8 protein-coding genes are annotated in these 11,577 nt (G+C 66.1%); 4 read left to right on the top strand and 4 right to left on the bottom strand.

The features are described from left to right. Positions 1–230 precede the first annotated feature (230 nt). The 4 genes from ABZ809_RS28105 to ABZ809_RS28090 all read left to right on the top strand — a co-directional run bounded on the left by ABZ809_RS28105 (position 231) and on the right by ABZ809_RS28090 (position 4,292). Positions 231–2,051, top strand: coding sequence for a DUF262 domain-containing protein (locus tag ABZ809_RS28105; protein WP_357565622.1), 1,821 nt, complete (start codon positions 231–233; stop codon positions 2,049–2,051). Between the two features lie 89 nt (positions 2,052–2,140). Beyond that, positions 2,141–2,317 carry a hypothetical protein gene (locus ABZ809_RS28100; protein WP_357565621.1) on the top strand — a complete coding sequence of 59 codons (177 nt, stop codon included), beginning with the start codon at positions 2,141–2,143 and terminating at the stop codon, positions 2,315–2,317. A 27-nt stretch (positions 2,318–2,344) separates the two neighbouring features. Beyond that, positions 2,345–2,965 carry a hypothetical protein gene (locus tag ABZ809_RS28095; RefSeq protein ID WP_357565620.1) on the top strand — a complete coding sequence of 207 codons (621 nt, stop codon included), beginning with the start codon at positions 2,345–2,347 and terminating at the stop codon, positions 2,963–2,965. Between the two features lie 472 nt (positions 2,966–3,437). Beyond that, on the top strand, positions 3,438–4,292 hold the full coding sequence (locus tag ABZ809_RS28090; protein WP_357565619.1) for a hypothetical protein: 855 nt from the start codon (positions 3,438–3,440) through the stop codon (positions 4,290–4,292). 6 nt (positions 4,293–4,298) lie between these two features. On the opposite strand, the gene ABZ809_RS28085 is transcribed toward ABZ809_RS28090, so the two are convergent. The 4 genes from ABZ809_RS28085 to pglX all read right to left on the bottom strand — a co-directional run bounded on the left by ABZ809_RS28085 (position 4,299) and on the right by pglX (position 11,542). Further along, positions 4,299–5,309 (bottom strand): hypothetical protein, encoded by a 1,011-nt coding sequence (locus ABZ809_RS28085; protein WP_357565618.1) that lies wholly within the window; start codon positions 5,307–5,309, stop codon positions 4,299–4,301. Positions 5,310–5,389: 80 nt separating this feature from the next. Next, positions 5,390–6,706: a hypothetical protein gene (locus ABZ809_RS28080; RefSeq protein ID WP_357565617.1), complete on the bottom strand. Its 1,317-nt coding sequence runs from the start codon at positions 6,704–6,706 to the stop codon at positions 5,390–5,392. Next, positions 6,696–7,955, bottom strand: a complete 1,260-nt coding sequence (locus tag ABZ809_RS28075; protein ID WP_357565616.1) for a hypothetical protein — start codon at positions 7,953–7,955, stop codon at positions 6,696–6,698. Before ABZ809_RS28075 ends, ABZ809_RS28080 begins: the two co-directional genes overlap by 11 nt. Beyond that, entirely contained in the window at positions 7,952–11,542 is a 3,591-nt protein-coding gene (gene pglX, locus ABZ809_RS28070; RefSeq protein WP_357565615.1) for a BREX-2 system adenine-specific DNA-methyltransferase PglX, read from the bottom strand. Before pglX ends, ABZ809_RS28075 begins: the two co-directional genes overlap by 4 nt. Positions 11,543–11,577 lie beyond the last annotated feature (35 nt).

Below are 11,577 nucleotides of genomic sequence, written 5' to 3'. Positions count from 1 at the left end.
ATCGAGCCGACCAGGGTTCGCGATAGTGACCGTTAGGTTGATCGAGGATGGTACGGGCCGCCCCGACCTCAACAACACAGGCGGTGTCGCATATCCGACCGAGGCCTCCGGCCCTTGTACCACCCCTTCAGCTTTGCCACCATGTCGGCTTCAGCAGTCGGTCCCGTCACTTTCCGGGGCTGCATCGCATGCGCTGCTGCATCACCCCTACCTGGAAGGCGTGTTCGACGGTGGATGCCAACACCTACTCGTTGAAGCAGATCCTCACGCAGGATCGGCGTTACGTCATTCCAACATTCCAGCGGGACTACGAGTGGACTCTCGACGGCCAGTGGGCTCTTCTCTTCGAAGATCTCGTGGACACCGCCGACCGCCTGTTCGAGGCACGACAGCAGGCGAAGGCCAATGGTGAACCGCTTGCGAAAGCGGACAAGAAGGTCCCGCCACACTTCCTCGGCGCCATCGTCTGTGACCAGTTGGCTGCTGCTGCCGGAGGGCTCGACCTACGCGCCGTCATCGACGGGCAGCAGCGGCTGACCACGGTCCAGCTTGTCCTGCGGGGCGTGCTCGACGTGCTGATCGAACACGGATCGCCGCGCGCGAAGCAGGTGCGCCGCTTGCTGGAGAACCATCCGGACATCATCGAATCGCCCGCGGAGAGGCACAAGCTCTGGCCCCGCCGCAAGGACCGGCAGGTCTGGCCGTTGGCAATGGCGGACGAACTGCCCGAACAGGGGGCCCACCTGTACCTGCAGGCGCGGCGCTACTTCGCCCAGCGCACGCGGACTGCGACAGAAGGAACTGAACCCGAGCGCCTGGACACCCTGGTCGACGCGTTGTTGGATCTCTTCAAGCTCGTGGTCATCGATCTTGAGGACAACGACGACGCCCAGGTCATCTTCGAGGTACTCAACGGGCGACAGACTCCCCTGTCCGCTGCGGACCTGGTGAAGAACCTGCTGTTCCTACGCGGGGAGTTGTCGGACGAGAAGGAGTTGGAGAAGGTCTACGACACCTACTGGGCTCCATTCGACGAGCCCTGGTGGAAGACGGAGGTGGGACGAGGGCACGCCCAACGCGGCCGGCGGGACGTCCTGCTCTCCGGATGGTTGACCGCAGTGTCCCGGTCCGAGGCGAGCATCAGCCACCTCTACGGCCAGGTACGGGGATACCTCGACGGCGCGAAACGGAAGACCGTGGACGTGCTCGCGGAACTCCACGACTTCGGGCAGGCCTACCGGGTCGTCGTCGGGGCTGAGCCGGCTGAGACGGAGTCGCTCCGGCGGTCCTACCATCGGCTGAACGCCCTCGGTATTACCACAGCCACTCCGCTGTTGATGTGGCTTCGCACCCTGCCACCCGGTCGCCTGTCTACGGCCGAGCACGCACTGACGGTGAGCGCGGTGGAGTCGTGGGTCGTCAGGAGGCTACTCGTCGGCGCCAACACGCGCGGCTACGGCAAGGTCTTCGTCGACGTACTCAAGGCTGCCGCCGAGGAGATGGGCGGAGATTACTCCTCCCTCGTCAATGCCGTGGTGCGTGTCCTGCGCGGCACGGACGACACCCTCTGGCCGGACAACGACGAGTTGGTCAAGGCATTCGCCACCCGCAAGTTCTACGGCAGTCTGACGCAGGAGCGGATCAGGCTGATCCTGGGGGCGATCGACCAGCACCTGCAGGAGAACAATCCGAAGACCGAGCCGGCAGCCTTCACCTACGAGAAGTTGCAGATCGAGCACGTCATGCCCAGGGACTGGCGGAAGCACTGGCCGCCGGTCGCGACGGACGAGGCTGGCAAGCTCCTGGAAACGCAGCGTCGTGATGAGGCGCTGCACCGCATCGGCAACCTCACGCTGGTGACTCCGACCTTCAACAAGTCCGTGTCAAACGGGAGTTGGGCAGTTAAGCGGCCGGAGTTCGCGCTGCAGTCGAAGTTGCAGCTCAACGCCTCGCTCGCCACCTACGGAGCGTGGACTGTCGAAACGATCGACGAGCGGAGCAAGACGCTCGCCGATCTGGCAGCCGAGGTCTGGCCGCGTCTCTCCGCCTGATCGCAGTTGCGCCTCACGCCGACGCGTCACTGCTTCCAGGGCGACTCGGGATCGAAAACGTTCGAGAGTCCCCAGAGGCCAGACGTTGGGTGGACGCCGCCAAGGAGGCGAGGAACAAGGCGCTGGACACCGGAGCAGACGGCATCGACGCCGTCAGGCGCCTCGGCAACGAGGCCCTCGACCGGGCCAGATCGGCGACGGGCAGGGTCTCCAGCCAGATCTCCGAACGGACGCTTCGTCGGCGCGAGGGCGACAAGGAAGCCTGAGTGGATAGACGGTAGGGAGGATTTGTGGTGGGAAAGCTCAAGGGAGTCTTCTGCGTCGAGGGACATTGGGATCGCGACCTGACCCGGCGTCACAGCGTACGGCCGACGCTGGAGTTGCTGGATGGGCTGGAGAGCCTGCGCTACATCCATCGGAGCGCCGTCACTCCCGAACAGTTGAGGTACCTTCTCGACGAGTGGTCGTTGCGTAAGTATGCCGCCTACGAGGTGGGATTCTTCGCGTTCCACGGCTCTCCCCGGAGCCTGTGGTTGTCTGACTCGCACGAGACGAGCCTCGGCGATATCGCCGGCTGGGTGGCGGGGCGATGGAAGGGCAAACGGATCTACGTCGGTGGCTGCTCGGTGCTTCGCGGCTCCGAGGCGTACCTCACGGACTTCCTGCACGAGACCGGTGCTGCACTGGTGTGCGGCTTCACGAAGCAGGTCGACTGGATCGAGGCAGCGGCGTTCGAGACAGTCGTGCTGCACCGGCTTGTGAACAGCGGCAAGGTCAACAGTGTCGAGCAACTCGCCACTTCCGCTCGCTGGGCGCCACTGGCGCAGCACCTGGGCTTCCGCGTGGTCTATCCGGACGGCAACAGCTTCAAGATTCCCTCGATGAGGTCGCCCGGTTCTACGGTCTCCGCGTAGCCCGCGGCTGGTGCTTGGGAGCGGTCACATGCTGGCCTCTCGCCTCGGGGCGGCCATGCGGCGGACGCCTGGCCGGCATCCCCGTCAGGACAGCAGTCGGCCAGGATGCGATGTCCCCCGACCGGCGCTCCGCTGTGCTGTCCTACCCCCGCGACAGGCGCTTCGTGGAACGTCGCACGACAGGGGCTCGATGTCCAAGATCTGTCATACGTGGTCGAAGCGAGAGTCACGCGCGTTCAGTAGATTGATCCAACGCAGTCGAGCGGCAGGGTGACGCTTTGAAATTTTCCCTCGATCTTCCGGGGCGCGGCCAAAGGGGTAGAGCCAGTGCCTGAGCAGAGTGATCCGCAGGGGCGTGGAAGGGCACCCGTCGGGAGTGGGCGGTGAATTGCTACCCCCTGGGCCGGTGAGCGCCGACGACCCTCCGTCGACTTGACGAAGGAAGCTGGCCCCGCAGGGAAGTCGGAGCAGCATGGCAGGTGAGGTGTCCCCCCGGCGGCAGAACATCAACACGCTCGCGATCACGTTGCTCGGCGTGCTCGTCGCCGGCGCCCTGACGTACGCGTGCGCGCCCCTCAACAAGCAGCAGGAGGACAGGGCGAGCGACCCGCTGGTGCAGGGGGAACCGCCGTTCCACGTCAGTGTCCGCGAGGCGTTCCACGAGGCCGACGACGGCACCACGTGGGTGTTCCCGACGGTGCTGCCCCTGACGTCGTTCTCCTTCATCCATGCCCCACCAGCCCCCGGTCAGAGCCTCGAAGAACGCCTGGCGGAGAAGGACCGGCGCCTCACCGAACTCGGCGGCACGCGGGTCGGCTGGATCTGCGCTCCGGACTGCGCCTCCGTGTCGCGCTACCGGCTGACCCTGACGGGCAACCGGAAGCAGCCGGTGCACATCGAATCCATGCGGGCCCGGATTCGGGCGGAGCAGCCGGCGCCGTCCGGGACGCGGCTGGTGATCCCGCCGGACGGCGGCGGGCCCGTCGACGTGGTCTACTTCGACCTGGACTCTCCGCGTAAGGATGCCCTGACGGCCGACCGGGACGGCAAACCGACCGGTCAGGTGTTCACCGATGTGGAGAACCGGTTCGCTGCGGAGGGAGAACCGCTGGTCTTCGAGCTGATCGGCGCGACCCGCCGGCCGGTCCGCTACGAGTGGGAGATCGTACTGGAGGTCACCCAGGACGGCCGCCGGGAGACCCTGGTCGTGGACCTGGGGTCGGGTAAACCGTTCCAGACCGTCGGCTGGCGCGCGGTGCCAAAGTATGGCGTGACATACGGCCTCGACCCGAAGACCGGGAACTCCCTCATCAAGTTGGATGGGTGAGCCGCATCAAGGCCGCCCCGCATAGTGCACGAGCGCGACCTCGTGGGGCTTGACTGCGGCGGCGTCGCCGCCGTCGCGAGGATTGAGGATACCCACTGTCCAGTACGGGTCCGTGCGGGAGATCAGCGGGTCGTCCGGCGCCTGCACGAGGATGCCGCGCTCGCCGCAGTAGTACCGGGCGGTGAGCAGGCCCGGGAGCGGCGGGTGCGGGCCGCCCCACCGCATGGTGCACTTGGTGCCGTCCCGCAGCTCGATCAGCAGCGGGTCGCGCTTCTCCTCCGCCGGCGGGTCTACACCGACGACAGGTTGCGGCATCTCGTACCGGATCAACTGGTTGTCGCCCGGCCTTCCGCAGAGCAGCCTGGTGCGGTCCGGCTCGATCCAGCAGGCGTGCGCGCCTAGCACGAACGGCAGGCACGAGACGATTTCCGGCGCGGTCGCCGAATAGGCCGGTGAACACCTGTCCGGCCGCTGCCCGTCGATTTCGGTGACCTGGTAGCCGGGAGCCGGCCGGCCGTCCCGGGTGACCGGCACGAACTGGACCACCTCGGTGCGGGCAACCGGAGCGGGGGTGCGGGTCGCGCCGCTCATCTCCAGGCACGCCGCGCGCGCCTGCAGGTCACGCTCGCTGGACGTGGTGACACAGACCACGGCATCCGCGGGCTGGGGAAGATCCGTCGTGCAGACCGGAACACCGGCCCCCTCACGGCAGCCCCAGTACAGCAGGGACACACCAGGCGAGATCACCCCGGTCAGCGTGAGAGCCCGCAGGGGTTCGCCCGGCTCCTGCATCACCCGTACGACCGGCAGGCACTCGCCGAGCACCGCCGCCTCGACGCACTCCCCGTCCCGCTCCCCCGCCGCCGAGATCTCGGCGGCGGAGGACGTGACGACCACCCGTACGGGCAGCAGTTCGGATTGCTGCCTCTCGCGCAGGAGCCGGGCACCGACCCCACCGGCGACGCCGACGAGGACGACAGCCAGAAGCAGCACCAGCGGACGCGGCCGACGTGCCATGGTCCTCCCCCTACGCTCGACGCGGTCAGTCGGTCATGCCTTCACCTTGCGGCCCCGGGTTGCCTTCGGCGGGCGCCAGGTTAGGCGGCGACTGCGGGAAACACTACGAGCGATCCGTCGCTGCTTCGTTCGATCTCAATCGAAACGTCAGCTTGGTGGACTCCCACGTTGAGACCATCACCCAGGTCGCGGAGGCGATATGCGGCTTTGAGTAGCTCATCGACCTCACCCTGCGTGAACATGATGCTTCGGAAACCACCGGGACGCTTCAATTCCAGAGTCGACAGCCGAAGGAGGACCGAGTTGATGCCCGACTCCATCTCGTCGATGCGGCGCTCGTCTTCGCGCAGTATTCCGATGAAGCTCTTGAAGGGATTGTTCGTTCCGGCCTGTTGAGCGTGCTCTACTGCTTGCAGCACGAGCACTCGGCGTTTGAGAGCGATAGCGAGTCGCGCGAACTCCACGTGCGCGCGGAATGCGCCGCCTTCCTCGTTGACACCGGGAAAGGCCTTCGTCAAGGCGCCGATCTCCACCGGGCCGTCGGGCAGCGCAGCTAGCGCAGCCTGCCATTTTGCGAGCCGACGCTTGGCTCGTTCAATCGCCGTATTGATCGCGTACGACGAGGAATCCAGTCCTAACGACAGACCGACTCTGCCCTGGTCCAGGAGGACCGACGTGGCCTTGTCGATCGCGTCCCGACAACCATCCAACTCGCTGCGTTCGTTCTCGAGTCTGTCTTCGTGCAACTGCTCCAGGAGATCGGTGATTCGCTCGATCGCTTCTTGGCGTTGGTGGTCAGCGTAGGCGCTGACGCCGACCGCGACGGCCATCAGCACCAGTGGCGCGGCCACTGTCAACGCTCCGGCGCTGGCCGCGGCCACACCGGCTGTGGTGGCCGAACCGGTTGCCGCACCCGCGACAGCGGCCTTGCCAGCAACGGGCACGAACGTGGCCTGGGCTGCGATGCCGCCGGTGGAGTTGACCAGCGCGCTGCGAACACCTCCTGCGGATGCCCTGGAAAGCATGGGCCGGACAAGTCCTTTACCGACCTGTGCGGCGACCTTAGCCGGTACCACCATTCGGTAGAGCACCTCACCGGTAGCGGCGACGTTCAGCGTCGGAGGCGCTGACTTCGCTGTCTGAGCCACGAGTTGCGACAACTGCTGAGCGAGCGGACTGGCTGCATGGAGCGGAATCCCGCCGTTCCGCTCGCGCGTGGTTGACATCGGATGCGCTTCCAGCGTGGCGATGGGGGAATCCGCAAGTGTTACCAGGACTGTTCTCAGTTCTGCGAGTCGGGCCGGTGTCATGCCCTCATCGCTCAGCAGGTCCGGCACGCTCACGGTCTCCGTCGCGAGCGTCCACACCGGCACGGGCGCCGTGTTGTCAGTTGCCACGCCGTGTCCCCTCCCCAAACTGGCATCCATCATTGCCGGTGGTGCCGGCACGGGCGTCCGCCTGGCGGCCTGTCGTCAGCTCGGCCGTCCAGTCCGAAGTGCCCTGACCGGACAGCAGGATGACGTGGCTGTCACCGCAGATGGCCGGCCAAGCCGGGTCCGTGCAGGTCGATACGACCAAAACGGCCGTCGCAACGATTCCGCGCACCGCGAGGCGGTGGCGGTATTCGAGGACCTGACCGAGGCCCAACCGGAGCTGCGCGACCTCGTTGTCCCCGACCACGCTCTTCACCTCGGCGATGAACTGCTGCCCGTCGGCGTCCCGCCAGGCCAAGTCCACCGGCACGCCGTGTAGTCCTGACCCAACTCGTATGCCGTCTCTGGCGAGGTGGTCGATCAGAGTCCGGCACAGCCGATCGTGTTCGCTGACCCCCGCGCGGTAGGCGTCCGCGTCGAACGACCGCTGCATCGGCAGGCTGGCAGCGACAGTCGGTGGGGCGTACGGCCGATCGAAGCCGCGTTGGACACCGGGGCCGGCGGCGGTGGCGGCCGCACCGTCGAGCAGCGTCTCGGCGGCGGCCCACGCCCGTGCCGCCACCTCCGGCCGATAGTCCCCGTGAAAGGGGAAATTCCTGGTGGCCAACCGCGCGGTCAGCATCCGCGCGGCCACCATGATCGGCGGCTGTTTCAAAAGCCAGAGGGCAGTCTCCACGTCCGGGCAGCGGAGCAGGATCTTCTCCTCCTCGAACGTCCTGGTCGTGTCGTCCGGCAGCTCGATGCCGCGCTCTTCCCACTCCTCGTCGTCGAGCGCTCCGGCCTTCAGTGCGGCGTAGAGAGGAGCCCGGGCCAGCCTGAGTCGCACCTCGTCGCCGCGCTCGTTCAGCCGAAGGAAGGCCACCGGGCCAACCGTCAAGCGCAGCCGTCGCCGCCCCGCCTCCTGCACCCGGGACAGCAGCCAGTGACTACCCGCCGTTGCCAGCACCTCCGGCACTGCCGTCCGCAGAACCCAGCCCGCCAGCGCCCAGGACGACTGCTGCTGCTGGTCCAGTCCGTCGCGCCAGTCACCTTCGACGACGGCCGGCGCCGGAACCGGCGGGGCAGGCTTCGGTCTGTCGAACACCCAGGCGGCCAGCTCGGCGGGTTCGGTGTGCTGCCACAGTCGAGACCGCATTCGCCCCGCCAGCAGATCGGTCAACTCGCTGACGTCAGCCGTGTTCCACCAACCGGTTGGCTCGACGCCCGTCGTCATGCCCTCACCTTGCGGCCCCGGGTTGCCTTCGGCGGGCGCCAGGACGTCAGCGCCTCGTCGGTGAGGTGCAGGCGGTTGGTGGTCTCGGCGAGGAAGCCGGCGTAGATGTCGGCCGGCGAGGCACCCCACTCCGGGTCGAACTCGCCGTGCCACTGGCGTACCCAGGGAAGGATCTCGCGCAGCCCCGCGACCAGCGGCGACAGCCGGTCGGCGGCCCAGCCGTCCTCCTGCTCGCGGGCCACGATCAGCGTCGCGAGGGCCTGGGCCTGCTCGCGGTGGTCCCAGCCGGCCCAACCGACCAGCAGCGACGGGTCACCGTCGCGGCTGGCACCCGGGTACGAGACGAACCGCTCCTTGGGCACGTCGAGCTTGCCCCGGTGCTTCCAGTAGCTGCCCTTCAGGAAATCCGCCGAGGTGTACTTCGGCGGCACCGGGATCTGCTTGCGGAACTCCCGCTTCGCCGCCTCGTCGGGCAGCGCGTCCTCCTGCCGCTGCAGGTCCCACACCTGCTCCCAGTCGGCGCGCTTGACCAGCCCCGAGTCCTTGTAGCGCAGCGCTGCCAGGTGCGGCACGTGCTCGTCGGCGACCAGGTCGGCGATCACCTTGCCGAGATCCTGACCGGGTGCGTAAAGGTTGGCGACGGTGAGCACGTCGTCGTCGCGGCGCAGCTCGTCGGCGAGCCGGGCGGTGGTCAGCGGGCGCGGCTGCTCCAGCCCGTCAACGTGGTGATACCACAGCTCCCGCGCCTCGCACCGGTCCAGCAGCCAGCCGCGCAGCGCCTTACGCTGCATGTCGTCCCAGCCATCGGTAGCCCAGCGTCGCTTGCACTCCGGCCGCTCGATCAGCCCGATGTTGCGGTTGCCCTCGATGACTGCGATCCGCCGCTGGACGACCGCCTTGTACTCCGCCGACCAGTGCGCCGGCAGCTCGGTGATCGGCGTCGACCCGTGGCGCGCGAACCACTGCGTCTCCAGGCCCTCGTCGCGCATCTTGCGGGCAAGCACGATCTCGAAGGCCCGCTGCCCGAGCTGCAGCATCGGCGGCCGGATGCTCTCCGGGGCGGTCAGGTCCTCGTCCAGCAGCCCATAGAGCGAGTAGACCTGCCAGTCCAACTCCTCCTGCAAGCAGATCATCATCCCCCGGACCGCGTGCCACTCGTAGCTGGCGGCGTCCAGCCGGTCGCGGGTCGGCACCCCGGAGGCCGCGACCGCCGCCGGGGTCACGGTGGCGAGCCGCTGCGCCGCGCCGTCGATCTCCCGGCTCAGCTCAAGGGGGTACGCCGACGGCAGCGGAAGGCGACCTACGTTAGTTCCATTGAACTGGTAACGATTCTCCCATGCCTCATCCTGAACACCACGCCCAATCCCGCTTCCACCTTTGACTTGACATACCTGCTTAAGCCAGAAGCAAACCGTCGAACTGTTTAAGATTCCCAACAGATGCTGATGCTCGACTTCACCCCTATCTTTACCGAGCTTGATGACTGGAGCCGTCTGCGAGAATGCGCGCCCCGCCCTCTCTAGCACAAAGCTGTTATGCGTGGCAATCTCGGCAAACGAAATGGCCCACGAACTGGCCTCGCTATCCTTCGGAATTTGATGCCACGAATACCACTTCCAGCCGGACGCAAAGTAGGTCCCGCCAGACCCTCCCGTCCGACCACCCAAATCAAGTCGATAGGGCCACAAACGACGGAGGTGGCCCGGCAAATCTTCGGCATCCATCAGTTTCTTGGACGGATCGTAGGGCAGAAAGACTGATTCACCTTCTTCTGTACCCCAGTCGCGGACCTGATCACCTGATATGCACTCGCTCACCGCGATCGGCTCTACACCCGCCCTGCCGAACGTGCTCCTACTGGCAAGCATGACTTCATCGGCATGAGTCATACCAAAGAATCCGATCCTCATGCATCTGTCCGACAGCCTGCCCGGTGAGGCCGCTTCCATTGACTCAACAAGCTCCAGGCCGCCGTCCTGAAGAATCCAGGGGAAGCGAGAGAAATAGCGGATCCGATTCAAATCGTCTACACCAATCCACTGGCTTGACGACTGGGGTCGCGAAATTTGAGATGTAATGGCGGCCCACACGCGCCCCAAGCTCGGATCGACTGGCACTCCGGGCTCCCCTTGAACGCTTCTTGCAGCTCGCACGGTCGAAGCGACCTTACTTGCTCGCGCCCGACCTACAAGGATTACGGTTGGCGTCCCATGACCAGGGATATATGCACCGGATGTATCGATGACGTGCGTAAGGTCAACTTTCCGCGCAAGGAAATCTACAACAAGCTTCTCACCGAACTCACGCTTCATAAAGGAGTTGGCGGTAATCTGGCCGACGTAGCCAGACCCGCACCCGTCCAACTCTCGCCGCCTCGCTAGCGCGAAGAACCGCTGAACGAATGGCACAGACAAAGCGAATGATCCACTACACGACGAGTAGAGCTGCCGATATAGCTCGTTGAGCCGCCGATCCTTTACCTGAATATATGGAGGGTTGCCCACAACCACGTGGTACCTTCCCTCCTCTAGCAGCCGAGGATCCTCATGCACGTCCTCGACGAGATAATGGAAGTCCGACAACTCGTCGGCTTCACCGCCAAAGAGATCCATCTGGCGGGCTTTGACAAGAGAGTCCCCAACCGCTAGATGCACCGGGAATACGAACCCAGCGGCGCTGTCCAAGGTCTTGAGGTCCGCAGCGCTTAGGGCGGCGACGAGGAGGCGGAAGCGGGCGATTGCCACCGCTGAAGGGTTGATGTCGACACCGTGGACGGCGTCGAGGGCGAGGCGTACTCGCTCGTGGGGGTCGCGGTTGGGGGCGTGTTGCTCCCACTCCTTCAGCAGGCGGTGGAAGGAACCGAGGACGAAGTGGCCCGAGCCGCAGGTGGGGTCGATCATCTTGACCACGTCGTGGCCGAACTCTTCGATCGCCGGGTTCAGAGTCAGGTCGAGGATGAACTCCTCGACGAACTCCGGCGTCTGGAGCAGGGCGTAGGTCTTGCGGGCCGCCTCGGAGAGGTCCTGGTAGAGGTCGCCGAGGAAGCGGGTGTCCCACTCCGGGTCGGTGAAGTCGTGCGTGAGGCCGCCGGTCTCGCCGCGTCGACGCCAGAAGGCGATGAGGTTCTTCGCCTCGTCGTGGGATAGCGGGATCTGGTAGAGCGGGTTGTGCCGCTTGTCGAACAGCGACTTGCCGGCCTGGGTGCTGGCGATGGCGTCGAAGCCTTGGCGCAGCCAGTCGCGCAGCGTCTTGTCGGGCTGGTCGCGGAAGAACTGCGCCTCGGCCTCCTCGGCCAGCACCAGCCGGTCCCCTGGGCCGGCCAGGTAGGGGTCGGGCAGCAGGCCGTTGTCCTCGCAGAAGCGTACGAAGACGGTGCCGAGCACCCAGGCGACGGCGACCTGGGTGACGCGTTCGTCGCGCCAGGCCGCCCATGTGGCGGCGGTACGCCCGACCTTGAAGGCGTGGTCGTACTCACCACGCAGGCGGAGGCGCACCTCCTCGACCGATTCGGCCTGCTCCCGCAGGTCCTTTTCCAGGTTCTTGACCTGCTTCTGCAGGTCGGACAAGAGCAGCTTCCGGTCGATCACCCGACGACTCTAGCCGTCCCGTCGACGGGACGGGG

The organism is Micromonospora sp. NPDC047074, assembly GCF_040643815.1.
Lineage (GTDB): Bacteria > Actinomycetota > Actinomycetes > Mycobacteriales > Micromonosporaceae > Micromonospora.
The sequence above is the reverse complement of the archived record's forward strand: the minus strand, read 5'-3'. Positions and strand labels throughout refer to the sequence as shown.

Coding starts and splice junctions, on each gene's coding strand:
- ABZ809_RS28090 (WP_357565619.1), top strand. CDS start 3,438: ATGGCAGGTGAGGTGTCCCCCCGGCGGCAGAACATCAACACGCTCGCG.
- ABZ809_RS28075 (WP_357565616.1), bottom strand. CDS start 7,955: ATGACGACGGGCGTCGAGCCAACCGGTTGGTGGAACACGGCTGACGTC.
- ABZ809_RS28085 (WP_357565618.1), bottom strand. CDS start 5,309: ATGGCACGTCGGCCGCGTCCGCTGGTGCTGCTTCTGGCTGTCGTCCTC.